Annotated in this window: 21 protein-coding genes; 9 read left to right on the top strand and 12 right to left on the bottom strand. The window is 36.1% G+C overall.

What is annotated here, in order from left to right:
* Nucleotides 1-16 precede the first annotated feature (16 nt).
* The 3 genes from cobW to C7H19_RS04965 all read right to left on the bottom strand — a co-directional run bounded on the left by cobW (nt 17) and on the right by C7H19_RS04965 (nt 3,072).
* Nucleotides 17-1,057: a cobalamin biosynthesis protein CobW gene (cobW, locus tag C7H19_RS04955; protein WP_106455786.1), complete on the bottom strand. Its 1,041-nt coding sequence runs from the start codon at nt 1,055-1,057 to the stop codon at nt 17-19.
* A gap of 112 nt (nt 1,058-1,169) precedes the next feature.
* Nucleotides 1,170-2,135, bottom strand: a complete 966-nt coding sequence (locus C7H19_RS04960; RefSeq protein ID WP_106455787.1) for a heme o synthase — start codon at nt 2,133-2,135, stop codon at nt 1,170-1,172.
* Nucleotides 2,136-2,139: 4 nt separating this feature from the next.
* Nucleotides 2,140-3,072, bottom strand: coding sequence for a COX15/CtaA family protein (locus C7H19_RS04965; RefSeq protein ID WP_106455788.1), 933 nt, complete (start codon nt 3,070-3,072; stop codon nt 2,140-2,142).
* A gap of 313 nt (nt 3,073-3,385) precedes the next feature.
* Between C7H19_RS04965 and coxB the strand changes: the two genes are divergently transcribed.
* The 6 genes from coxB to C7H19_RS04995 all read left to right on the top strand — a co-directional run bounded on the left by coxB (nt 3,386) and on the right by C7H19_RS04995 (nt 8,885).
* The gene (gene coxB / locus C7H19_RS04970; RefSeq protein WP_106455789.1) at nt 3,386-4,315 is read left to right on the top strand and encodes a cytochrome c oxidase subunit II; all 930 of its coding nucleotides are present in this window, start codon (nt 3,386-3,388) and stop codon (nt 4,313-4,315) included.
* Between the two features lie 14 nt (nt 4,316-4,329).
* The gene (gene ctaD / locus C7H19_RS04975) at nt 4,330-5,997 is read left to right on the top strand and encodes a cytochrome c oxidase subunit I (protein ID WP_106455790.1); all 1,668 of its coding nucleotides are present in this window, start codon (nt 4,330-4,332) and stop codon (nt 5,995-5,997) included.
* 70 nt (nt 5,998-6,067) lie between these two features.
* A complete protein-coding gene (locus C7H19_RS04980; protein ID WP_106455791.1) occupies nt 6,068-6,691 on the top strand; it encodes a cytochrome c oxidase subunit 3 in 624 nt (207 codons plus the stop codon).
* A 167-nt stretch (nt 6,692-6,858) separates the two neighbouring features.
* Nucleotides 6,859-7,713, top strand: a complete 855-nt coding sequence (locus C7H19_RS04985) for a sulfotransferase (protein ID WP_106455792.1) — start codon at nt 6,859-6,861, stop codon at nt 7,711-7,713.
* A 98-nt stretch (nt 7,714-7,811) separates the two neighbouring features.
* On the top strand, nt 7,812-8,276 hold the full coding sequence (locus C7H19_RS04990; RefSeq protein ID WP_106455793.1) for a DNA phosphorothioation-associated protein 4: 465 nt from the start codon (nt 7,812-7,814) through the stop codon (nt 8,274-8,276).
* A gap of 9 nt (nt 8,277-8,285) precedes the next feature.
* Entirely contained in the window at nt 8,286-8,885 is a 600-nt protein-coding gene (locus C7H19_RS04995; protein WP_106455794.1) for a Uma2 family endonuclease, read from the top strand.
* 231 nt (nt 8,886-9,116) lie between these two features.
* On the opposite strand, the gene C7H19_RS05000 is transcribed toward C7H19_RS04995, so the two are convergent.
* A complete protein-coding gene (locus C7H19_RS05000; protein ID WP_106455975.1) occupies nt 9,117-9,545 on the bottom strand; it encodes a hypothetical protein in 429 nt (142 codons plus the stop codon).
* Between the two features lie 149 nt (nt 9,546-9,694).
* Here C7H19_RS05000 and uvrB point away from each other — a divergent pair, with 149 nt between their 5' ends.
* The 3 genes from uvrB to C7H19_RS05015 all read left to right on the top strand — a co-directional run bounded on the left by uvrB (nt 9,695) and on the right by C7H19_RS05015 (nt 14,471).
* The gene (gene uvrB / locus C7H19_RS05005; RefSeq protein WP_106455795.1) at nt 9,695-11,698 is read left to right on the top strand and encodes an excinuclease ABC subunit UvrB; all 2,004 of its coding nucleotides are present in this window, start codon (nt 9,695-9,697) and stop codon (nt 11,696-11,698) included.
* 183 nt (nt 11,699-11,881) lie between these two features.
* Nucleotides 11,882-14,038: a cation:proton antiporter gene (locus C7H19_RS05010; protein ID WP_106455796.1), complete on the top strand. Its 2,157-nt coding sequence runs from the start codon at nt 11,882-11,884 to the stop codon at nt 14,036-14,038.
* On the top strand, nt 14,013-14,471 hold the full coding sequence (locus C7H19_RS05015) for a hypothetical protein (RefSeq protein WP_106455797.1): 459 nt from the start codon (nt 14,013-14,015) through the stop codon (nt 14,469-14,471). Before C7H19_RS05010 ends, C7H19_RS05015 begins: the two co-directional genes overlap by 26 nt.
* Before the next feature lie 8 nt (nt 14,472-14,479).
* Here C7H19_RS05015 and C7H19_RS05020 read toward each other — a convergent pair whose 3' ends face one another.
* The 8 genes from C7H19_RS05020 to C7H19_RS05055 form a co-directional block, all read right to left on the bottom strand.
* The gene (locus C7H19_RS05020) at nt 14,480-14,908 is read right to left on the bottom strand and encodes a hypothetical protein (protein WP_106455798.1); all 429 of its coding nucleotides are present in this window, start codon (nt 14,906-14,908) and stop codon (nt 14,480-14,482) included.
* A gap of 36 nt (nt 14,909-14,944) precedes the next feature.
* The gene (locus C7H19_RS05025; RefSeq protein WP_106455799.1) at nt 14,945-15,280 is read right to left on the bottom strand and encodes an urease subunit beta; all 336 of its coding nucleotides are present in this window, start codon (nt 15,278-15,280) and stop codon (nt 14,945-14,947) included.
* A gap of 11 nt (nt 15,281-15,291) precedes the next feature.
* Entirely contained in the window at nt 15,292-15,594 is a 303-nt protein-coding gene (gene ureA, locus C7H19_RS05030) for an urease subunit gamma (RefSeq protein ID WP_106455800.1), read from the bottom strand.
* A gap of 52 nt (nt 15,595-15,646) precedes the next feature.
* Nucleotides 15,647-16,492 carry an urease accessory protein UreD gene (locus C7H19_RS05035; protein ID WP_106455801.1) on the bottom strand — a complete coding sequence of 282 codons (846 nt, stop codon included), beginning with the start codon at nt 16,490-16,492 and terminating at the stop codon, nt 15,647-15,649.
* A 5-nt stretch (nt 16,493-16,497) separates the two neighbouring features.
* A complete protein-coding gene (locus C7H19_RS05040; protein ID WP_106455802.1) occupies nt 16,498-17,277 on the bottom strand; it encodes a hypothetical protein in 780 nt (259 codons plus the stop codon).
* Nucleotides 17,278-17,562: 285 nt separating this feature from the next.
* Nucleotides 17,563-19,371 carry an EAL domain-containing protein gene (locus C7H19_RS05045; RefSeq protein ID WP_106455803.1) on the bottom strand — a complete coding sequence of 603 codons (1,809 nt, stop codon included), beginning with the start codon at nt 19,369-19,371 and terminating at the stop codon, nt 17,563-17,565.
* Between the two features lie 443 nt (nt 19,372-19,814).
* Nucleotides 19,815-21,965, bottom strand: coding sequence for an EAL domain-containing protein (locus C7H19_RS05050; protein ID WP_106455804.1), 2,151 nt, complete (start codon nt 21,963-21,965; stop codon nt 19,815-19,817).
* Between the two features lie 86 nt (nt 21,966-22,051).
* Nucleotides 22,052-24,547 (bottom strand): EAL domain-containing protein, encoded by a 2,496-nt coding sequence (locus C7H19_RS05055; protein ID WP_106455805.1) that lies wholly within the window; start codon nt 24,545-24,547, stop codon nt 22,052-22,054.
* Between the last annotated feature and the right edge of the window lie 142 nt (nt 24,548-24,689).

A 24,689-nucleotide genomic window follows, 5' to 3' on the forward strand; every position in this document is an offset into this window, starting at 1 on the left:
GTCTGTGGTAATGGGCTTAAAAATCTTGACAAATAGCGGTTTGTATGTATTTTTGGGATAGCGATCGTCCGATCAATACTAACTTAGTTTGACGAGGTTCGTCAGTCAGCCAAGGACGGTCATAAAAAGTATCAAAGCGAGTTCCGACACCTTGTATAACCATTCGCATCGGTTTATTCACTACATTAACAAATCCTTTTACCCGATAAATTTCATTTTGCTGTAAAAGAGTCTGCAAGGTTTGAATTAATTGTTGTGGCTCAAAGGATTTATTTGTAACAATTTGTACAGAATTAATTTCATCATCGTGATCATGTTCTTCTTCTAGATCATGATGACTCGGACGATTAACTAAATCATCTTCGACGCTTGCATTAAATTCTAATAAAACATCTGTACTCATTTTACCTTGATGACAAGGAAGCACTTTAACACCTGAGCGTAACTCGGTTTGTAACCAATCTTTAACTTTAGTTAAATTTGCAGCATCGACTAAATCGGATTTGGTTAATAAAACTAAATCTGCACAAGCTAACTGATCTTCAAATAATTCTTCAAGTGGGGTTTCATGTTCCAAGTTGGGATCAGCTTGTCTTTGAGCCAAAAGTGCATCTAAATCACCGACTAAACGACCATCAGCTAATGCTTCACAATCAACCACAGTCACTACGCCATCAACAGTAGCACCATTTCGGATCTCAGGCCAACGAAACGCTTGGATTAAAGGTTTAGGTAAAGCTAATCCAGAGGTTTCGATGAGCATACAATCAATATTTTCACGTCTTTGTAACAATTGCTGCATCGTCGGGTAAAATTCTTCTTGTACGGTGCAACAGAGACAGCCGTTAGTCAGTTCGACAATATTGCTCGTCGGGTTTTCTTCATCTTCACAAATCTGACAATCTTTTAAGAGTTCGCCATCAATTCCCACTTCTCCGAATTCATTCACTAATACTGCGATCCGTTTTCCTTGATTATTTTGCAGTAAATGACGTATTAGGGTTGTTTTGCCTGCGCCTAAGAATCCAGTAATAACAGTGACGGGAATTTTGTGCATAAATGAAGCGTCTAGATGGGTCATTCCTATAGTATCAGGAAATCACTTGATGAATTGATGTAAAAAAAGGTAGGCAATGCCCACCCTAAAGTCGTTGTATGTTTTATTTCATCTAAAAAATCAAACTAACTAAATGTGTCCACTGTGAGCTAACTAGAGCAGTTAAATGACGAGAAATTGGTAAAGTATCGATGACCATTCCTGTACAGAGTAACATCATGTAAAGAATGGAATATTTAAACAACGATCGCGCTTTATCTTTATCAAAAGGTTGTTGTTTAACAGACCATGCTTTAACTAAGAAAGTGATGCCTAAATATAGAGCGATCGCCATATAAATAATCCCCAATGATCCCAAAGGATAAACTAAAACTAAGGAAAAGGGCACCACAATTAGCGTATACCACCAAATTTGTTGACTGGTTGATTCTTCTCCTTCTACCACAGGCATCATCGGGATATTAACCTGAGCATAATCATCTTTGATCATTAAAGCCAATGCCCAAAAATGAGGCGGAGTCCAGAGAAAAACCAGTGCAAATAAAGCCCAAGCCGTCCAACTGAGATCCCCCGTGACGGCTGCCCATCCGACTAGGGTTGGGATCGCTCCTGCTGCCCCACCAATCACGATATTCTGGGAACTATGACGCTTTAGCCAATGGGTGTAGATGAGCATATAAAAAACAATGCCAGAGAGAGCCAAAAAAGCACTCAAAAGATTGACAAAAAGACTAAATAGTGTAAAGGATAAAGAAGCCAGAATAATCGCAAAAATTAGAGCATGACGGGGCTGAACTCGTCCGGATGGAATGGGACGCGCCCGCGTTCTGAGCATGGTATAGTCGATATCTTGATCGTAGATACAATTTAGAGTTTGGGCTGAGGCGGCGGCTAAAGTGCCACCTAGAAGCGTCAGACAAAGCAAAAATGAATCAATCCTACCTTGAGATGCGATCCACATGGCGGCGGCTGTCGTAATGAGGAGTAGGGGAATGATTCGCGGTTTAGTGAGTTGATAATAACTTTTAATAACTTGTAAAAAGTTGTTATGAAGACGCGTTGCATTTGTAACTGTCATTTATTCACACCATTTTTGGGTTAGAAGGAAGCAGACGATCGCGTATGGTATAGGCTGTAAAGGCGACGAGAATACCGAATAAGGTTGCACCTACAGTATGATGAGCGACGGTCAGAGGTTCGACTTGTAAGCGTAATCGTAGCGTTGCGACACCCAAAAGAATCTGTAAAAATACTAAACCACCCGCGCTGTAAGCTAGATTTCGCAAAGTAGGATGTAAACTAGGAGTACGCCAAGCTAGATATACGACTGTCAGAGTACTTAGGGTAGCGGGAATGACTCCTAACAAGTGACTATTCATTATTGTACAAAGTTGAGTGTCGGCTAAACACTGATGAACTGCCCAACGCGAGCCAACCAGTCCACCGAGTAAACTTTGTAAATAGATTAAAATGGCTGCTGTTAGACCAAACCAGCGTAGTTTTCCTGCTACACCTGTTCCTTGATAGGGCGTGAGATAAATTGCAATGATAATCAGAGTAGCAAAGAAAAGAAGGGCTGTTCCTAAATGGGCAGTAACGATGTCAAATCTCAGCAGTTGTGTAACGGTTAAACCGCCGAGAACACCTTGAAAAACGATTAAGAAGAGTGATAATAATGATGCAGGAAGGAGCCATCGGGGTAAGACGGATCTAAACCATACCGATAGTCCGACTAAAGCGATCGTACTTAGTCCAATTAATGCTGCATCTAAACGATGGAACCATTCTAAAAAAACTTGTAGATTCATTTGCTGACTTGGTACCAGTTGTCCATAACACAACGGCCAGTCAGGACAAGCTAAACCTGCATTCATGACCCGTGTTGCACTTCCCACAGCCATGAGTAACAGAGTTGCGATCGCTATCTTCCACACCAAACGGCGAATCCAGACGATCGCATTAGGTGAAGAGTTGCGTGTCAGCGTTTTCTGATGCTGAAGAACCGATTCGGTCATAGAATTTTATCCTGTTATTTTTTGTGAGTCATGACTCACTGTGTCTTCCTCTCATTGATCAGAGGTTTTTTTCCCTCTATTTATCAATCTGAATGACTTTTTTGATGATTGCGACAACCCTTTATATATTCTTCAGATTTCCCTAAAGATTCTTAATAGAATTTAACAGTAACATTTTTTTAAAGTTCCAGTACTAGCAATCGATCCCAAAGAAAATCTAAAAATATCCTTAGAATGTTCTTTCGACTTCAATCATTCCGAGAAGATTGTTTTACCTTGATATATAGGACTAAATTAAATTGATAAAAAGACCGTGAATATTCCATCGAGTATCCTTACTCTAGTTATCGGTATTGTTTTGACTCTCGTCAGCCTTTGGTATGGTCAAAATCACGGATTGCTACCTGTTGCTGCTTCAAAAGACGCACAAGAGGTAGACGCTATTTTCAACTTGATGATGACCATCAGTACTGGGCTGTTTTTGCTCATCGAAGGCGTTTTAATCTTTTGTGTGATTCGCTTTCGCCGACGCAAGGGCGATCAAACTGATGGGCCAGCCATTGAAGGAAATGTGCCTTTAGAAATTTTCTGGACAGCCATTCCCACCGTCATTGTTTTTATACTCGCCGTTTATAGTTTTGAAATTTATAACAATCTAGGCGGGCTTGATCCTGCTGCGTCGCGTAATACGACCACAAATCAGGTAGCGATGGCGGGTCATAACCATATGATGGCATTAGGGATCGGCCCATCGATGGATGACAAAGGCGAAGGCTCACCCCTTATTATTAATGTAAATGGCATTCAATACGCATGGATATTTACCTATCCTGAAACGGGAATTGTTTCGGGTGAACTTCATGTGCCAGTTAATCGTCCAGTTCAACTCAAAATTGCAGCAGGTGATGTGATTCATGCTTTTTGGGTTCCTCAACTCCGCCTGAAACAAGATGCAATTCCAGGTCGAGAAACAACTCTCGGTTTTACCCCCAATCTCATTGGAACTTATCCCATCATATGCGCCGAACTTTGTGGAGCGTATCACGGTGGTATGAAATCAACATTTTATGTCGAAACTGGGGAAGACTATAGTAAATGGGTACAAGCTAATGCACCCGAAAAAGTCGCCGTTAATCCCACCAAGCTTAATGACGGAGAATATCTAGCCCCCTACGCTGAAGAAATGGGCTTATCCTCAGATGTTCTCGCTCAACTTCATTCCGAACATAATCACGAACTCTAAATCTCCTAATTTTTATGACGACAGCCGAAGTCACGACAACGCCGTCAACTTCCCACCACAAAGAACGGAAGTTGATCGATTATTTTACCTTCAATACTGATCACAAGGTGATCGGTATTCAATATCTTGTTGTTTCGTTCATCTTTGCGGCCTTTGGCGGCTCATTTGCCGAAGTAATTCGCACCGAACTCGCTACGCCTAATCCTGATTTCGTTAGTCCCGATCTATATAATCAGTTTATGACGATGCACGGCACAGTCATGATCTTTTTGTGGATTGTTCCGGCGGGCGCAGGTTTTGCTAATTATCTGATTCCTCTAATGATTGGGGCGGAAGATATGGCGTTTCCTCGACTCAATGCGGTGGCTTTTTGGATGTTTCCCATCGGTGGCGTTTTGCTGCTGCTCAGTTTTGCAGTGGGCGCACCCCAAGCGGGTTGGACTTCCTATCCTCCTTTGAGTCTATTAACGGGAAAATGGGGTCAGGAAATCTGGATCTTAAGTCTGTTGGGGGGAGGAACGTCATCCATTTTAGGAGCCATTAACTTTTTGACGACGATCCTCAAAATGCGGATACCAGATATGGATATCCACAGTATGCCCCTGTTTTGTTGGGCGATGTTGGCTACGTCTACTTTGATCCTTTTATCAACCCCTGTTTTAGCCGCCGCGTTAATTCTCCTCTCTTTTGATTTATTGGCGGGGACTAACTTTTTTAATCCAGCAGGTGGCGGAGATCCCGTCGTTTATCAGCATTTATTCTGGTTTTATTCCCATCCGGCTGTTTATATTATGATTTTGCCGTTTTTTGGCATTATCTCCGAAGTATTACCCGTTCATGCTCGTAAACCGATTTTTGGTTATCGTGCGATCGCCTATTCCAGTCTAGCCATCTGTTTTCTCGGCCTAATTGTCTGGGCGCATCATATGTTTACCAGTGGGACTCCAGGTTGGTTACGGATGTTCTTTATGGCGGCTACGATGTTAATTGCTGTACCAACGGGCGTTAAAGTATTTAGTTGGTGTGCGACGATTTGGGGTGGTAAACTCAGCCTCAATAGTTCGATGCTATTTGCGATCGGTTTTCTATCTTCCTTCCTCATTGGTGGGATTACAGGAATCATGGTCGCATCGGTTCCCTTTGATATTCATGTCCATGACACTTATTTTGTCGTCGGTCACTTTCACTATGTGCTGTTTGGCGGCTCAGTTCTAGGTCTATTTGCGGGTATTTATCATTGGTATCCCAAGATGACCGGTCGTATGCTCAATGAAACCCTCGGTAAAATCCATTTTGCTTTAACCTTTGTCGGGCTAAATCTAACTTTTATGCCGATGCACGAACTCGGATTAATGGGAATGAACCGACGAATTGCTCTTTATGATCCCCAATTCCAAGGTCTCAATCAGCTTAGTACGGCTGGTGCCTATATGATGGGTTTAGCGGCCTTTCCCTTTGCAATTAATCTAATCTGGAGTGTTTTTAAAGGCGTAAAAGCAGGTCGTAATCCTTGGCGTGCGTTAACCTTAGAATGGCAAACCTCGTCACCTCCAATTATTGAAAACTTTGAAGAAGAACCTATTCTCTGGGCTAAACCCTATGATTATGGAGTTGATACAGAAGAATATGAAGAAGAATCAATCTCTGATCTTCTCGCGGAAGTCGGCGCAGAATCTAAATAGTTAAATAGTTAAGTAGAAACGGTGGGTCATGCCCACCCTCCGTTATTAGAAAATTTAGGAAAAAGAAGTTATGCAGAGTTCAGCGATCGATGAGACAAAACTTGCGTTAGATTATCACAAAGAAGAATCGGTCAACGGTCATCATGGCGCACATCAAGACCTACGGATGTTTGGTATGGTTACTTTTTTAATCGCAGAAAGTGCCATCTTTTTAGGTCTTTTTACTGCCTATTTAATTTATCGTTCAACCTCACAAGTTTGGCCGCCCGAAGGCACTCCCGAACGTGAATTGTTATTACCTGCCATCAACAGTATTATTCTTATTGCCAGTAGTTTTGTGATGCACCAAGGACAAAGCGCGATTAAAAAGAATGATGAAGCGGGTTTAAAACTATGGTTTGGCTTAACGGCATTGATGGGGGCAATCTTTTTAATAGGTCAAGCTTATGAATATCTACATTTAGAATTTGGCTTAAAAACGAATATTTTTGCCAGTTTCTTTTATGTTTTGACTGGCTTTCACGGTTTGCACGTAACGCTAGGATTATTACTCATTCTAGCCGTTCTCTGGCGTTCTCGAAAAAGCGGACATTATTCAAGTCAATCTCATTTTGGTGTAGAAGCGGCTGAGTTATATTGGCACTTTGTTGATGTGGTTTGGGTGATTTTATTTATTTTGGTGTATTTGCTGTAGAAATACATTTAGATTTTAAACAAAGAGACGTGTCAAAGCGTCTCTATTTATATGGCTTTTTCTAGCTTTTTTTTGGATTTTACAAGCAATATACTAGATTCTTGCCAAAATTGAGCTTTGCGAATAAAGTAGATGTGTAACAAAATAAAAAGACAACAAGAGGTTTAATGAACTTCACTGCTCAAAAATTTCGTCAATCAATTGCTCATTTAAAAAATAATTTTATTTATCAATACTACAAATTTAGAATTAATACTCCCCGCACACCTTATACAATTTTATTAAAACCCACTTCTTATAAAGTTCTTTTTATTTTAAGCCATATGCGTTCTGGCTCATCTTTATTAACTCATTTGCTAGTTAATAATCCAGAAATTATAGGATTTGGTGAAACTCATATTAATTATGCCTCAGCAGAAGATTTTAAAAAATTATTGATGAAATTATATTGGCAAGGCCAAGATTTTCGTCAATTACAAGATTTAAAAAAATTAAAAATGAATCATCAATATATTCATGATAAAGTTTTACATAACAATAAATTTTTAGATCAAAGCTTTTTAGAGTCTGAGCAGATTCACTCAATTTTTTTAATTCGAGAACCAAAAAGAACTTTAGTCAGCATAATTGATCTTAAACCTCACTGGTCAGAAGATGAAGCGCTTGGCTATTACACTCATCGATTAGCTACTTTAGAACAATATGCTAGACGAATTAACAGTAAAAAGCGAAGCTTGATGATTACTTATGAGCAAGTATTAAATAATACAAGTTTATTTTTTAAAGAACTTCAGGATTTTTTAAAGACTCAAGAGGGTTTTACCGAAAATTATCAAGTTTTAAGAACTACAGGAAAAAATCATTTTGGAGATTCTAGAGAAAATATTACTACAGGGCAAATTGTAAGAGAAGCCAGAAAAATTGATTTTCAAGTCTCATCAGAAACTGTAAAAATAGCGCAAAAAGCTTTTGATCAATGTTATCAAACTTTATCCGAATATTGTCGAGGAATTAATATGTAATCTATAAGAAAAGTTTTTAAACATTTTATAAATACTGATTTATGATGTAAAGATAATATAAGGTATCTTATTTTTGTTAAAAAAATAAAAGCTTGTTCATGTCTATTCATCGGGTTAGAATTGCGAAAGATAAAGCCGAGTTCGTTCAATCCTTAGTTGATTTTAATGGAAATTATGGGCCTTTTCAAACTTATGCAGATGCGATCGCTTTTGCGGCTGCGTTAGGAATGAATGCTAAAAAACGAGTTGCTTTAGGAATGGTAGCGAAAGAACCTGCGCCAATTAATCTAGAAATTTTTATTTCACGCGGTTATGATAGTTTAGTAAAGCTCTTAGCGGTTGCTGCAACCCAAGATCTCAGTATTCTCTCTGTGTATGATGCGATCGCGGAAGCGCAAAGAGTGGAAATTTTTGAAGAATATGCCAATGGTGGTTTAGAACAACTGCAAGAAGAGTTAAAAGGTTCAGTTGATTATACAGAACGATTATTATTAATGCTAAATACTGAGAGATTAAAAGAGCAAATATCTGACAGTGATTTTGATTTAGGAAAATTTTTATAAGGGGGTTTTATGACCATTTCAACTGAAAAAATAGTAACTGTGCCTAATTCAGAAGAAACTATTCATCAACAATGGACGGATGAAGCATTTATGGCTTTACCAGATGATGGGAATCAATATGAAATAGTAAATGGAGAATTAGTTATGAGTAATTCTGGTGCAGAACACGGTTATATTGCTGTAATTCTAAGTACAATCTTATATAGTTTTGTCCGTTCTCATAAATTAGGTGTAGTACTTGATTCTAGTACTGCTTTTACTTTAAAAACGGGGAATAAACGCTCTCCAGATGTATCATTTATTGCTAAAGAACGATTACAAGGACTGAAAAAATTACCGCGAGGATTTTGGCAAGGTTCACCCGATTTAGCAGTAGAAGTGCTTTCACCTAGTAATACTGTCGAAGAAATTCATAATAAAATTATTGAATATTTTGATAATGATACAAAATTAGTTTGGGTGATTAATCCAGAAGAAGAATATGTACTAATTTATCATTCTCCTAAACCCGATCGGTTTTTAACTAATCAAGATATGTTGGATGGAGAGGATATTATTCCAGGCTTTCAAATGGCTGTAGCCGAACTATTTGCCGAACTAGAATTTTAAGCCGCATTTAAAACAAAACTAACAGCACAACAGCATAATTCCATAATTTCACCAATTTCTTGAGACAAACGCGGCGAATATTTTAATAATGTTTGCTAACTCAATATTATGGTATAATAGTACTGAAAAAATCGGGTCATGATTATTTCATTATTAATGAAGCTAAATATAATAAAATCCCCGCTATTGACGGGGACTAACCAAAAATATTTTGTTTTTCAAAAAGCAAAATTAGTCTAAAAACCCCATTAAAGCGGTTGGATCATCAATTTCATTGGATGCAACAGGACGATTGCCCATTACGGTGTAAGTTTCGCTAACCTGTAAATGGCTGGCTGCAATCGGTCGATTTCCAGAGATGGCTAAAGTTCCGCTAACTTCCATGCCACTCGCTGTAATTGGACGCATTCCACCAACAGAGGTGTAGGTACTCACGACATGAAGGTGACTAGCTTCTACTGGACGGTTACCTGGTAAAGCTGCGGAACCATGAGCTAATTTTAACCCTTTTTCATCGTCTACTTGATTTTTTACGGATAAAGCTACAACTTCCTCTTTGGGTTTACTGGTTTTGGTTGCCGTTTTCGCCTTTGTAGTCGTCGCTTTTTCCTCTTCGGCTGGGCTAGAATTACCATTAGATTCTAGTTTTTCTACAGTCATTGCGATTTCTCCTTCGCTCATCCTACGATTAGTCAGAATATTTTTTTTTAGTCAGGGTTGTTTAATGTTTTTTTTATAATCCTGCCTACTATAAAGATACACCCTTCTTTCCCAATTCTTTATAAGCGTTTGTAATATCGGCAATAATTATGAGTTTATTTCGACTACAAGCACCGTTTCAACCGACTGGGGATCAACCAGGTGCGATCGCAAAATTAACCCAATCTCTCCAACAAGGACATCGTTTTCAGACGCTTTTAGGTGCTACTGGAACGGGTAAAACATTTTCCGTGGCTGCTGTTATTGAAAAAATTGGTAAACCGACGCTAGTTCTGGCTCATAATAAAACATTAGCCGCACAATTGTGTAATGAATTACGTCAATTTTTTCCTAATAATGCGGTCGAATATTTTATCAGTTATTACGATTATTATCAACCAGAGGCTTATATCCCCGTCAGCGATACTTATATCGAAAAAACCGCCTCTATTAACGAAGAAATCGATATGTTACGTCACTCGGCTACCCGTTCTTTGTTCGAGCGAAAAGACGTTATTGTAGTCGCTTCGATTAGTTGTATTTATGGGTTAGGAATGCCCGCAGAATATTTAAAAGCGGCTATACCTTTAGCTATTGGGAAAGAAGTCGATCAGCGTCAATTATTACGAGATTTAGCAACGGTTCAATATACCCGCAATGATGTAGAGTTAAAGCGTGGGAATTTTCGAGTTAAGGGAGATGTTTTAGAAATTGTTCCCGCTTATGAAGATCGGATCATTCGTGCAGATTTTTTCGGCGATGAAATTGATTCAATTCGTTATATTGATCCAATTACAGGAGAAATTTTACAAAGTTTAGACCACATTAATATCTATCCAGCGCGTCACTTTGTTACCCCAGAAGAACAGCTAGAGCAAGCGTGTGATGATATTGCCGAAGAGTTAAAAGAGCAATTAGAAAAGTTTGAAAAAGAAGGAAAATTATTAGAAGCTCAACGTCTTTCGCAACGCACCCGCTATGATTTGGAATTATTAAAAGAGGTGGGATATTGTAATGGGGTTGAAAATTATTCGCGTCATTTAGCGGGACGAAAAGCAGGAGAACCTCCAGAATGTCTTGTTGATTATTTTCCCAAAGATTGGCTACTTATTGTTGATGAATCTCATGTAAGTGTACCTCAAATTAGAGGAATGTATAATGGCGATCAAGCTCGCAAAAAAGTTTTGATTGATCATGGTTTTCGGTTGCCCAGTGCGGCGGATAACCGTCCTCTAAAAGCTGAAGAAGTTTGGCAAAAAGTAAGTCAATGTATTTTTGTTTCTGCTACTCCTGGACAATGGGAAATCGAACAATCAGAAGATAGAGTTATTGAACAAATTATTCGTCCAACTGGTGTTTTAGATCCAGAAATTTTTGTGCGTCCCACTGAAGGACAAGTTGATGATTTATTAGGAGAAATTCGAGAACGAGTTCAGCTTAATGAACGGGTTTTAATTACAACTCTAACTAAACGTATGGCAGAAGATTTAGCGGAATATTTTCAGGAAAGAGGCGTTAAAGTACAATATTTGCATTCCGAAATTCAATCTATCCAAAGAATTGAAATTTTACAATCGTTGAGAAAAGGTGAATTTGATGTTTTAATTGGTGTTAACTTATTAAGGGAAGGTTTAGATTTACCCGAAGTTTCTTTAGTAGCGATTATGGATGCTGATAAAGAAGGTTTTTTACGGGCAGAACGCTCTTTAATTCAAACAATTGGTCGGGCGGCACGACATATAAAAGGTCAAGCGATTTTATATGCTGATAATCTTACAGATAGTATGCTTAAAGCAATGCAAGAAACCGAAAGACGACGCACAATTCAGATGGAATATAATGATAAACATCATCTCACTCCTCAGCCAATTCAGAAAAAATTAGAAAGCAATTCTATTTTAGAATTTTTAGATATTTCTCGTCGTTTGAATGCTCAACAACTCGAAGAAATTTCTGAGAAAGTTGGTGAATTACCTTTAGAAAAAATTCCCGAATTAATTGAGCAACTCGAAGTAAAAATGAAAGATGCTGCGAAAAATCAAGAATTTGAAGAAGCGGCTAAATATAGAGATCGGATTAAAAATTTGAGAGATAAACTTTTAGGGAGGAAATAAGTTATGTAATTTTTGTGTTTAAAATTACCAAAAAATTGCGGAATTAATGAGGGTTGGGTTTCCTAACCCCTACGCTTAATTAATAAATTTAATTTATTGATCAATAATTGACAACTACTCTTATACTTGTAGCAGTAAAAGTAAGTTCGCCTAAATAAATTCTTATAAAATAATTAAAATTTTATGCAAACTGTTGTTTTAGTGCTAATTCAAGTGGTAATTGTAATCGGTTTATCCCGATTAATGGGGTTAGTTTGTCGCAGTATAAAACAGCCTTTAGTGATCGGCGAAATTATTGCAGGGATTATGTTAGGTCCCTCATTATTAGGATTAATATCACCAGAGATTGCCACAACTTTATTTCCCGTAGACACTTTACCATTTCTCAATGTATTATCCCAAATTGGTTTAATATTTTTTATGTTTTTGATTGGATTAGAATTAAATCCAAGCTATTTAAAAGGTCAATTGAATACAGCGATTTTGATTTCTCATGTAAGTATTTTAGTTCCTTTTTCTCTAGGTAGTATACTGGCTTTAATTCTTTATCCTCTACTTTCAAATAATACGGTAAATTTCACGGCTTTTGCACTGTTTTTAGGCTCGGCAATGTCGATTACGGCTTTCCCAGTTTTAGCCCGTATTATTACTGAAAATAACCTACAAAAAACACGATTAGGAACCCTTGCTTTAACTTGTGCCGCCGTTGATGATGTTACCGCATGGTGTTTATTAGCAATATCGATCGCTGTTACTCGAACCAATAGCATGAGCGGTGCAATTCCGACTATTATCGAATCAATTATTTATATTGTTTTTATGTTAACGGCGGTGCGTTGGCTACTCAATAAATTAGCATTTCACTATCAACGCGCAGGAAAACTCAATCAATTTGTTTTAGCTGGTATTTACATGGGGGTTGTAGTTTCTGCCCTCATTACAGAATTTATTGGGATTCATTTAATTTTTGGTGCATTTTTACTCGGTGCAGCTTTACCCAAACATCCTGATTTAGTTAAAGAAATCGCCGAAAAAACCGAAGATTTTGTTTTAATTTTTCTGCTACCTGTTTTCTTTGCTTATAGTGGTTTGCGTACTGAAATTGGCTTACTGAATAATCCTCAAACTTGGCTACTTTGTGGTTTAGTGATAGCTGTTGCTATTATTGGCAAATATGTCGGAACTTATATATCTGCAAGAGTTTGTCAGATTCCTAAACGAGAAGCTTCTGCTTTAGGATGGATGATGAATACTAGAGGTTTAACTGAGTTAATTGTTTTAAATATTGGCTTAAGTTTTAATGTAATTTCACCTCTTTTATTTACAATGCTGGTTATTATGGCATTAGTGACGACTTTCATGACCTCACCTTTACTTGAAAAAATCTATCCCAAAACATTAATTAGAAAAGATATTATTGAAGGAGAAACAGTCGAAGAAAATTTATATAATATTCAGCCAGCTTACTCTATTTTAGTTCCAGTTGCTAACCCAAAAAGCCAAAAAGCTTTATTAAATGTTGCTGTTGCTATTGGAGGAATGAATAACTCTATAGTTCATCCTCTTAGTTTAGTCGAATTAGACGAAGATTATCTTTATCAAAGTACACCAGAAGCAGCAGATCAATTAATTAAAGAAAAACAAGAAAAACTTGATACTTTAATTCAATCTTTAGAGCCGCCAGAATTAAGAAAAATTGTCCAGCCTATTATTAGAGTTTCTAATAATGTTCCCCAAGAAACAGCTAATATTGCTCTTATTGAAAAAACGGATTTAATCTTAGTCGGTTGGCATCGTCCCGCTTTTAGTGATAATCGTTTAGGAGGAAGAGTTGGAAAAATTCTTAATACTTCTCCTGTTGATGTTGCTGTTTTTGTGAATAAAAAACCAAATAACTTAAAATCATTATTAGTTGCTTATGCGGAAAATGTACACGATGATTTAGGATTATCTCTTGCTTTAAGAATGCTTGTAAATGATTCAAAAAAACATTTAGAAATTCTTCGATTTTTTCCAAGTTCCTCTAGTGAAGTCGAGAGTAGTTATGAATTTAGAAAAATGTTTGAGCTTTTACCTAGCGAAGTAAAAACAAGATTACAGATTACTAATTTAGAATCAGCCGAACCAATGCAAGTCGTAATTGAAGCGTCTCAAAACGTTGATTTAACTATTGCTGGAACGAGTCGAACTTGGGGAATAGAACGTCAAACTTTAGGTTTATATACTGATCGATTAGCTCAAGAATGTCAATCCTCGTTACTCATTGCTCGTCGTTATTCTCCAGTTAATAATCATTTGCAATCTCTCCTTACTTATGAAGAAAATACACTTAGATCGTAATCATTTAAGCTTTTATGCAATTGCGATTAGTTCGGTTCTCATCTTGTTTAAAGTTGTTAGTACCTATGGGGAAAATTATCTAAAAGCTCCACTTGCTATTTCTGGTACTTATCAAATTCAGTCTGATAGCTTACCAGCTTGTCTCAAAACTCAATCTTTACCCCTAAAAATCGATCAGTCTGGTGTATTTTTGTTTGCCCACTTAGCTAATATTACTTTAGATGGACGCATGAAAGACAATCAAATTAGTTTGACAGGAACACCATCTGCTTTATCGGATTGTTCATTTGCTCAAAAGAGTAATTTAAAAATTCAAGCAAGTGTTACAGATGAAACTTTAGTCGGTGAAATTATTTGGGATCAAACAACTTCTAAAACCAATTTTATCGCCAAAAAGGAAGTTGTTAAAGAATCTTCACCAGAAAGTCATTAAAGCTTAAATTAGCTTAACAAATCAGGATGTCTTTGTATAAGACGTTGATAGTCTCGGCGGATAGATGAATACGCACTGGGATCTAAATCAATTTCTGTTATTAAAGATTTAAGAATACCATAGCTATCTTCTATTTTCCAAAATTTATCTTTAATCCAAATATTTTGTTGAAAGCTATTCGCTAAGGTGGAAATCAATGACATTAGCGCAATAATTGCACAAGTTAGCTGCCAACCTTGTGAACCACTTCCTAACATAATTTTACCTTGACTTCCTGCCGCTAAAGCCGCTAAAAAAGTGGCAATTGTGCCAGTAATTAAAGCCATAAAAAAAAGAGTATTGTAGTACATCTTAAGCTTGCGTCTTTCTTGAGAAAGCTTACTGAGACTACGATTCAGTTGTTGGCGAAATTGATTAATCTGGATGTTCTCAGACATATTCAAATTCTTGGAATAAAAAAATTAATTTATATTTTACTTTTTCTTGTGAGTTCCTTTTTTCCCATCTAATGCACCTTCAACTAAAGCATTAAATCCATAAATTTCTCGACTTCCCGCGAGGGCAACTAATTCAACTTCTTTCTCGTCTCCAGGTTCAAAACGAACCGCCGTTCCCGCAGGGATATTAAGACGCATCCCTTTTGTTGCTTCACGCTCAAATTGTAAAGCTTCGTTAACTTCATAAAAATGAAAATGCGATCCAATTTGAATCGGACGATCGCCAGTATTAGCTACTAAAATCCGATGTGTTTCTTTTCCAGCATTAATTTCAATTTCTCCAGATGCTGCAATAATTTCTCCTGGGATCATATTTTTTTTCCTTATTGAATGGGGTTGTGTATGGTTACTAATTTTGTGCCATCAGGGAAAGTTGCTTCGACTTGTACTTCGGGCAACATTTCGGGTATCCCTTCCATCACTTCATCTCGTGTTAATAAATGTGTACCATCACTCATCAACTGGGCGACGGTTTTTCCTTCTCTTGCACCTTCTAAAATTGCGGCCGAAATATAGGCAACTGCTTCAGGATAATTAAGTTTAATCCCTCTAGCTTTGCGTCTTTCTGCAAGTAAGGCAGCCGTAAAAATGAGTAATTTGTCTTTTTCTTGGGGTGTTAATTGCATGGTGTATTAGTTCATCCGTTTTAGATACTATAAAGTCATAGTTGGAGTCGTTTCAAGCCATTAGATGCAGAGAGCCCCAGACTCTAGGAATGATCGGCGATCTTAAGAATAAAATTTCTCGTAAATAGTGCCAAACTAAGGATAACCAATAACGCGCTTTGATCGTCGAAAATCCCCGATAACGACACAGTAAACCCTGTTTTAATGTTTGGGTAATGCCTATTTCACCTTGATCATTAGCTTCGCTCAAGAGTAACCGAATTTGATCAATTATGGTATCTGAAATCGGTTGACCGAGACAAATTAAACTACCGATGACAGGGTATCCGTTTAAACCTTGGGGGCTATCTAGCATTTCTTCACTGTTTTCTAAACCTTGTCGATCGATCCAAAGGGGGTAGCCTTGTTGCCAGACTTCCGTATGCGATCGCCATTTTCCCTCTCGAAAACGTTCTCCCCTAGCACTCCGCCCTAAACGGGTGATATCCCAAGCTAAAAACGTTGCATTTTGCCCTAAATCGACCCTGATGTCCTGTTGATACACTGCGCCGTCAAAAATGATGGTTTCTTGGGGGAGCCATTCTAAACAGGCATTTTCCTCAAGCTGAAGGCTAATTTTTTGCGTCGCTATTTGTCCGTTACTTCGATAAATCTTAGCCGCCGCCGCCGTTGTAATTAGGGTTTTTGCATGGGGTTGTAGATGAATTGTTTGCGTTAGTTCATCGCCACCAACGACACCACCCGCCGTATGCAATAAAACACTATGACAAATTTCTTTTCCTTCAGGATAAAAAGAACGTTGAATTTTGAGTGGTGCTTTTGTATAACGATGTGTTAATAACGTTGTATCCGTTTGGTAGCTGTAAACTAAGTTTAAATCTCCATGCCATCTAGTCATAAAAATTAATCATTTTTTAGATTTTCTAAACGACTTGGATGATTAAACCAAGAACTTTCTTTTTGGTTTGAATATTTTTCTTTTAGCAATTTTTCTACATCTTGCATCGTACTATCACACGATACCCAACCTTTTTCAATATCAGGAAAATCGATTTTACAATTCGCGCACTTTTTATCTGAATAAAAGCGTATTGGACACCAAAAGGATTCAACATTTCTTAACATTTCAGTTCCCAGTGACCACACGCCAGTCATCCAATCGCAGTACAAACACCAAATCAAATCATAACCGATTAAGCCGACAAATTTATGGCGAGAAACATTAACCCAGTCTTTAGCTTCGTATTTTGGCAGTTTAATTAATTGAGTCAGAGGAGGATATACAATAAGTTCGGCAAATCGGACAATCCAAAAAACGGGAATGGCTAAAGCTGTAATCCAAACTGCAAGATGATTTCGCCATCCTCCAAAAATTTTACTATTAGTACGATGGATTTTTGAGTCTTGCCACTGTTCTCGATGAATCCACTCATGAATGATAATCCATATCCATAATGCACTAATTTCTGAAACTAATCCAATTGCTAAACCGCTACTTTTTTGAACCCAAAAACCAATCAAAAGAGGTAGCAACATAAAATAGCTCAGAGTTAAATCAATTCCTGGTGCATAACAAAGTTTGTCTGACCATTCTTGACCGATTTTACTGAATTTAGGGAGTAAATGAAGCAACAATGCTCCAAATAATAAGCTAATAGTGAGAGTGATGTAAAGTGTAAACATTTTTTAAGAGATCGACAAATATCAAAGTACTTAAATTGAATTTGACATCTTGTCTAGACTCTTTAGTCAATACAGAGCAAAATAATGACGTTTAATTCGCTTTTTAAGTTTTTTTGGCCAGAGAATCCATTTGACAAGAGAAAATAATTGAGCATTTAATAACTCAACTACAAACATATCCTCTAATCACTAAAGAACTAGAAAAGCATTGTATTATTTTAATATTTCACGCTTATCACTTTATTTAGAGCATCAAAAAACAAACATAGTTTTTTTGTACCTAAATTAATTGTTTACTAATGTGCGATGCAAGGAGAGAAATTTACTGACTTCTGTAGCCATTAAAGGTTGACTAAAACGATAACCCTGCATTTTCTCACATTTTAAAGACTGTAAAATTTCTAACTGTTGTTGTGTTTCTACTCCTTCAGCAACGACTTGCCAACCAAAAATATGCCCTGAAGCAATAATAGCGGAGACTAAAGCAGTTTGGTGGGGATGTGTTTTGAGATTATGAATTAAGGTTTGAGCAATTTTTAATTTTCTCATCGGCAATTGACTCAAATAGCTTAAAGAAGCATAACCTAGCCCAAAGTCATCAACAGCAATTTGAACATTCATGTCTTGAATCGTTTGTAACGTTTGTAATGATTCTCTGATGTTATCAATCATGCTATTTTCCGTAATTTCTAACTCTAACAAACTACCGTCTAAACCTGTTTTTGATAAAATTTGTTCTAACATTTTAGTCAAATAAGGACTTTGAAATAAGCGCGGCGAAATATTAACAGAAATTGGTAAATAACTCAATCCTAATTTAATCCAGTCTACATTCTGCTGACAAGCTGTTTTGAGAACCCATTGAGTAATAGGTATTATAAGCTCAGTTTTTTCAGCAACAGGTAAAAATCTTCCTGGAGTAAGTAGACCATATTTTGGATGTTCCCAACGTAAAAGAGCTTCTAATGCTTCAACTTCCCCTGTTTTTATATTAACTTGTGGTTGATAATATAAAGAAAATTCTTCGTTTTCTATCGCTTCATGCAAGAGCTTTTCAATTTGATAAAACTGCAAATTTTGTGAAGGTTTTGCTTTTGGCTCGTTCGGGTTAGAATAGCCTTTTTGTTTATTAATTTCTAAATTATTCTCGGCTTTTTCAATTAACTTTTGTCCAGTAACTCCATCAGTTGGATAAGTGGAAATTCCTAAATTACTTCTTAGAAATAAAAGCTGTTCATTAATATTTATTGAAGATTTAAGATTATTTAATAATCTTTGACTAATCGTTTGTATATCTTCTAAAACATTAATTTGAGAAATTAAAATAACAAATTTATCTTCCTGAATTCGACCAACTATATCGCCTGAGCGTAAACAATGTTTGATTTTTTTGGAAAATTCATTTAAAAGTAGTTTGCTAGTTGCTTGATCAAATTTTTCATAAATTTTGGCTAAGTTTTCAATTTCTAGTAAAAATATTGCTAAAATTTTACGAGATTGTCTAGCATTGTTGAGAGCTAATGATAAATGTTCATTAAAGAGTTTTAACTTGGGTAGTTGTGTAACTGGATCTAAATAGTTGTTTTGCAGTATTGTTACTTCTTCGGTACTATTATTATCATAAGAATTATAAGTAATAACGTCTAATGTTCTGTCGGATTGATTAGGAACAATAGGATAATTTTCTAAATCGGGATCAGTGATTTCAACATCTGGCGATCCATCTAAGTTCATCAGAGAATCGAAAAAATTGCTAAATTGATGATAACTTGCATTAATATCACAACCAAAATTAATTAAATCACCATTTTTTAATTCATGTACTAAGCATTTTTCTCCATTAACATAAATGCCATTTTGACTTTTACAACCTTCTAAATTACCGTCTAAAATCCAATAGGAATAATCTTGAGTTTGGCTATTAGTTTTTCTAACTAAAGTCGCATGATATCGAGATGCTTGCGTTGAATAGACAACTATTTGATTATCTGAATGTCTGCCAATAGTGTATTTAACTTCTTCTAAAGAAATGGTTCGTCTACCTTTAGGATCTTCGATGATAAATATATGTTGACTTAATGGAGAATAAATCATGTAACTACCTCCAAGGTTTGAATTAATAGCAAATTTAGGCTGAGGAAACTCTCTACTTAATCATCAGTTATTTTGTCAAATTGAGCAGTGATATTTATTACTTAAAAGTGTGATTTAAATCACTGACATTAGGACAAACATCGAGTAAGACCATCAAAGAAAATGTCAAAACAGATTCATTTGAAACGGTGACTTTTGCTCGTCGCTCGAAAGAAGACGTTAAAGGAGCTAGTAAATTTTGAGCGATCGCTTGCTTACTAACTCAACTTTCTATCACTACTCAACAAAATTGATCTAATGCTCAGATCAAAAACAATATCACAGTAAGCCACAATTTAAAACTGGTATGTTAATCACCATTGTTTAATCGCTTTTAAATACATACAAATGTACTGTATAAAACGTTAATTTAAGTCAACCGTTTCTCTTTTTTATGATTTTATCTAATTTTGTTTGTCTAACTTATAAGTTAACTCAGACGCAATATTAGTGGTTTCACGTCTAATACAATGCTGTAAAAGAAGTTGTGTTGCATCCTCAGTTTTAAGAGGACGACTAAACAAAAACCCTTGTACTTCTTTACAATTAAGTTTTTCAAGAATTTCTAGTTGTTGTAGCGTTTCCACACCTTCTGCAACGACTCTAAGATTAAAACTACGACCTAGCATAATCATAGCTGAAAGAATCGCCGTATCTTGAGGTAGATTTTGTAAAGCTTGTACAAAGGTTTGATCAATTTTTAAAGTGTGAAAGGGAAATTTTTGTAAATAACTTAAAGAAGAATATCCCGTCCCAAAGTCGTCTAAAGAGATAGAAACTCCAAGAGAACGTAATTCATGAAAAGCTTGCGCGGCAAATTTTTCGTCATGTATAATGCTAGTCTCAGTAATTTCTATTTCTAAATAATGAGGATCTAAACCAGTTTCTTCTAAAGTTTTTTTAATCATTGAAACTAGATTAGGTTGCTGAAATTGACGGGGAGATAAATTAACAGTTATTGGAAAATCTTTCAACCCCGCTTTTAGCCAAGCTACATGTTGTAAACAAGCGGTTCTTAGAACCCATTGACTAACTGGAATAATTAAATCAGTTTGTTCTGCTAAAGTAATTAATTGAGTTGGCGGAACTTGACCCATCTCGGAATGATACCATCTTAATAATGCTTCTACTCCTGTTATTTCGCCAGTTAATATGTTGACTTGCGGTTGATAATGCAAAGTAAATTCATTTTTTTTAATCGCTTGATGAAGCCAATTTTCTAACTTTATTAATAAAAATGCTTTTGAAGTTATTGTAGAACTATAAAATTGATAGCGATTTCTGCCTTTTTCTTTAGCACGATATAAAGCAGCATCAGCATTTTTTAAGAGAGTTTCCGCATCTTCTCCATCTTTGGGATAAACAGCAATACCTATACTCGTTTTCAGATAAAATTGATGTTCTTTTATAATAAAAGGTTGTTTAAGACTATCTAAAATTCGTTGAGCTAACTTAATTGTATCTTCTTCAGCACGCATTTGAGGTAATAAAATAGTAAATTCATCACCACCCCAACGCGCAACAGTATCACCACCTCGAAGACAATTTACTAATCGTTTAGCAAAGTGTTGTAACACTTGATCGCCAAAGGAATGACCCAAAGAATCATTAATATTTTTAAAGCCATCTAAATCAATAAAGATGACGGCAATCACATTTTTATTTCGTTTTGCTTGTTCTAGGGAAATTAGTAACTGTTTACTAAACCAAGCTCGATTTGGTAAACCTGTTAATAAATCATGAAAAGCTTGATATTTTAGTTTTTGTTCCGTTTGTTTACGTTCGGTAATATCAAAAATATAACTTCGGATCAATTCATAATCACTCAAATAATGTACATACTGTTCAAAAATTTTCTCACCAACTTGAACTTCTCTTAATAAAAGATTTCCTTCAGTATTTTTAAATTCTTCAATTAATCCTTTTAAAATTGGATGATCTAATAATTCTTTTTGTAAATCATTAAATAACATATTTGCCACTGAATTAGTATAAGTAATTTTTCCGTTATAATTAATTTCTATAATGGCATTTGGGCTTAATTCAGGAAATGAAGCTAAACGGATTAAATCTTTGTTTTCTAATTGATTTGTATTTTCTTGTTCTGAAACTAAGGTGGATTTACTATTATTAGTTGATTGACTTTGTTCAATAATTTCTTCTAATGCCGTCGAATCAATAGGATTAAATAAAGCAATTTCTACAGAACTAGGTACAATATAGTAACTTGTTTTGGCTCGACCGCCAAATAATACGACATCACCGTGCCTCAAATCATGAGCTTCACGATTGATGCCATTAATAATTAATCCGTTAGTGCTTTTATTTCCTTCTAAATCACCATCAATAATTCGGTAATAATACTCATTTCCATTGGGTGATTTTTTGATCCGTAGAAAAGTAGCATGACGACGCGACACCACAGATTCATAAATCACAATTGCATTAGTAGATTCTCGACCTATAGAATACGTGGCATCTTCTAAGGTGACGATTCTTCGTGCTTTTTGGTCTTCAATGACTAAAATATGTCGAAAAGGTGGTAAATTATTCATTGTGGTTTTGGACAAAAAACAGCCCTCAATTTTAAAGTTCCCGATACTTTGATTAAACTAACATTCATTTATCCTCATTCTAAAAGCTAAATAACTACAGCATAACCATTGATTAAAAACTGAGTTGCATTATCAGTGTTTAAAGGACGTGAAAACCAATAACCTTGAGCTTCGTAACAGTTCTGACTCTGTAAAAGCTCAATTTGTTGTTGCGTTTCTACCGCTTCAGCTATAATTCTCGTATTAAAACCGCGTCCTAAAGCAGTAATAGCCGAAATTATAGCTAAGTCTTGTGTATTGCCGCGTAAATCTCTAATAAAAGTTTGATTAATTTTGACGGTTCTTAAAGAGAATTGTTTTAAATAACCGATCGCTGAAGGACCCGTACAGAAATCATCTAAACAAAGGCGTACACCCAAATTTTGTAAATCTTGAAATATTTGCGGTGCAGAATTTAAGTGTTGTCGCAAGGTTTTTTCAGTAAATTCTAATTCTAACCATTGGGGATCTAAACCAATTTGATCAAGCACTCTTGCAACGGTTTCGGCTAAATTAGGTTGTTGAAATTCTCTTCCTGACAAATTAACACCTATTGATATCGGAGGTAAACCATCTTTTTGCCATGCTAAATTCTGCCGACAAGCTGTTGTTAAAACCCATTTACCAATATGTAGCATTAGATCGGTTTTTTCGGCTAAAGGAAGAAATTTACTCGGAGCGATCGCGCCTAGTTCAGGATGATTCCATCTTAATAATGCTTCCATTCCTGTTATTTCGCCCGTTTTCATATTAATCTGAGGTTGATAGACTAATGAAAATTCTTGACGATCTAATGCTTGATGAAGTAGAGTTTCAATTTTGAGTAAAACCGAGGCTTCTTCTGACATCATTGGTGTATAAAATTGAAAATGATTGCGCCCTTGTTTTTTAGTACGACTCAAAGCTGCATCAGCGTTTTTAAGCAGCGTTTCTTGATCATCGCCATCTTGTGGATAAATCGCAATTCCAATACTTGTTTTTAGCTGAAGTTTATATTTTTCGATGACAAAAGGTTGTTTAAGGGCATCAAAAATACGATGAGAAAGTTTAACGGTATCTTCTGTATTTTTAATTCTTGGTAAAAGCACCGTAAATTCATCACTTTCCCAACGTGCAACGGTATCACCCGTACGAACACAAGCGGTTAAGCGTCGAGAAAAGCTTTGCAATATTTCATCCCCAATCTTATGACCCAAGGTATTATTAATATGCTTAAAAGAGTCAAGATCTAAAAACATTACTGCTAAAAGTGTTTGATTTCTTTGTGCTTCAGCTAAAGCGATCGCTAGTTGTTTATTAAATAAAACACGATTAGGTAAATTAGTCAGGGCATCATGAAAAGCTTGATATTGCATTCTTTCTTCTGAACGTTTTCGTTCACTAATATCTCTAATCGCCAAGCAGAATACATCTTTTTTCTTAAAGATTCCACGACTAATCCGCGCTTCTACACTAATCAGTGAACCATCTCGACACCGATGTAATGATTCTTCGACATGATAGGATTTACTTGCTTCGACTTGAGCTAATTCATCATCAATTATTTCTCGCTCTATGGCAACAATTTGATACAGATTAAGTTGTTTTAATTCATCTAATTCATATCCTGTTAATCGACAATAAGATGGATTAGCATCTAAAATTATTTTACTGTCACTTTGGATGAGTAAAATTCCTTCGGAGGTTTGTTCAACTAAAAAACGATAATAAGAAGTATCCTGATTTAATTGAATTTCTAATCGCTTGTATTTTGTTATTTCAAACAAATAACTTCTCACCACCTTACTATCTGGCAAATAATGGATATGCTGTTCAAAAGTATCATCACCAACTTGAATTTCTCGAACATATGAAGTTCCTTCTTTAGTTGTTGATTCTTGAACTAATCCATCTAAAATAGGATGATTTGCGCTATCATTTTTTAAATCAGGAAACTTGTATTTAGCGGCAGCATTAAGAGAAATTAATTCACCAGCGAAATTTAGTTCAAACATGGGAAAAGGACTACCTTCCACTGTGGGAATGGGTGATAAGATAGCTGTTTGTGTCGCTTCATCATCCACCCCTTTAAAAACCAAGGAATTTCCTTCAAAGTCTAAAGTCGCATTGTAAGGTAGATTCGCGGGAATTTGAATTTGTGTAATTTCAGGTATTTCTTCATCTTTAAAAGATGCTTTGAGGTTGTCTAATTCAGCAAGATCGGTAATTAAATGATAACTGGCTTTAACTTTACTTCCAAAGCGAATAGCATCTCCTGTTTTTAATTCTTGAGAAAAACAATACTTACCATTAACGGTTAATCCATTTGTACTTTTTTTACCTTGTAAACTACCATCAATGATTCGATAATACTCTTGATGATTTTGATAGTCGGTCACTCGTAATAAGGTTGCATGATGGCGAGAAACCTGACGATCATATAAGATAATCGAACTTGTTGGATCTCGACCAATTGAATAGGTACTTTCTTTGAGGGAAACAATCCGTTTTGATTTTTGGTCTTCAACGACTAAGACATGACGGATATCTTGTGCATTACTCATTTTTGGACTGCCACTAGACCAAAGGCTACAATTATAGAGTTCCCCAAAGTTTCAGATAAATAACAGTCTCAAACAAGGAAATATCCGCATCTTTACTGTATCTCTTTTATAAAGTTTTCTCTAGCCTTTATCCGATCTCAAC

It is taken from the genome of Aphanothece hegewaldii CCALA 016 (assembly GCF_003007785.1).
GTDB lineage: Bacteria > Cyanobacteriota > Cyanobacteriia > Cyanobacteriales > Microcystaceae > Chroococcus > Chroococcus hegewaldii.

Excerpts from the sequence above, each read along its gene's own strand:
- C7H19_RS05040 (WP_106455802.1), bottom strand. The coding sequence starts at position 17,277 with ATGTTTACACTTTACATCACTCTCACTATTAGCTTATTATTTGGAGCA.
- ureA (WP_106455800.1), bottom strand. The coding sequence starts at position 15,594 with ATGCAATTAACACCCCAAGAAAAAGACAAATTACTCATTTTTACGGCT.
- uvrB (WP_106455795.1), top strand. The coding sequence starts at position 9,695 with ATGAGTTTATTTCGACTACAAGCACCGTTTCAACCGACTGGGGATCAA.
- C7H19_RS05050 (WP_106455804.1), bottom strand. The coding sequence starts at position 21,965 with ATGAATAATTTACCACCTTTTCGACATATTTTAGTCATTGAAGACCAA.
- C7H19_RS05035 (WP_106455801.1), bottom strand. The coding sequence starts at position 16,492 with ATGACTAGATGGCATGGAGATTTAAACTTAGTTTACAGCTACCAAACG.
- C7H19_RS04960 (WP_106455787.1), bottom strand. The coding sequence starts at position 2,135 with ATGACAGTTACAAATGCAACGCGTCTTCATAACAACTTTTTACAAGTT.
- ctaD (WP_106455790.1), top strand. The coding sequence starts at position 4,330 with ATGACGACAGCCGAAGTCACGACAACGCCGTCAACTTCCCACCACAAA.
- C7H19_RS04980 (WP_106455791.1), top strand. The coding sequence starts at position 6,068 with ATGCAGAGTTCAGCGATCGATGAGACAAAACTTGCGTTAGATTATCAC.
- C7H19_RS05020 (WP_106455798.1), bottom strand. The coding sequence starts at position 14,908 with ATGTCTGAGAACATCCAGATTAATCAATTTCGCCAACAACTGAATCGT.
- C7H19_RS05000 (WP_106455975.1), bottom strand. The coding sequence starts at position 9,545 with ATGACTGTAGAAAAACTAGAATCTAATGGTAATTCTAGCCCAGCCGAA.
- C7H19_RS05010 (WP_106455796.1), top strand. The coding sequence starts at position 11,882 with ATGCAAACTGTTGTTTTAGTGCTAATTCAAGTGGTAATTGTAATCGGT.
- C7H19_RS05045 (WP_106455803.1), bottom strand. The coding sequence starts at position 19,371 with ATGATTTATTCTCCATTAAGTCAACATATATTTATCATCGAAGATCCT.
- C7H19_RS04990 (WP_106455793.1), top strand. The coding sequence starts at position 7,812 with ATGTCTATTCATCGGGTTAGAATTGCGAAAGATAAAGCCGAGTTCGTT.
- C7H19_RS04965 (WP_106455788.1), bottom strand. The coding sequence starts at position 3,072 with ATGACCGAATCGGTTCTTCAGCATCAGAAAACGCTGACACGCAACTCT.
- C7H19_RS05055 (WP_106455805.1), bottom strand. The coding sequence starts at position 24,547 with ATGAGTAATGCACAAGATATCCGTCATGTCTTAGTCGTTGAAGACCAA.
- C7H19_RS04985 (WP_106455792.1), top strand. The coding sequence starts at position 6,859 with ATGAACTTCACTGCTCAAAAATTTCGTCAATCAATTGCTCATTTAAAA.
- C7H19_RS05025 (WP_106455799.1), bottom strand. The coding sequence starts at position 15,280 with ATGATCCCAGGAGAAATTATTGCAGCATCTGGAGAAATTGAAATTAAT.
- C7H19_RS04995 (WP_106455794.1), top strand. The coding sequence starts at position 8,286 with ATGACCATTTCAACTGAAAAAATAGTAACTGTGCCTAATTCAGAAGAA.
- C7H19_RS05015 (WP_106455797.1), top strand. The coding sequence starts at position 14,013 with ATGAAGAAAATACACTTAGATCGTAATCATTTAAGCTTTTATGCAATT.
- cobW (WP_106455786.1), bottom strand. The coding sequence starts at position 1,057 with ATGCACAAAATTCCCGTCACTGTTATTACTGGATTCTTAGGCGCAGGC.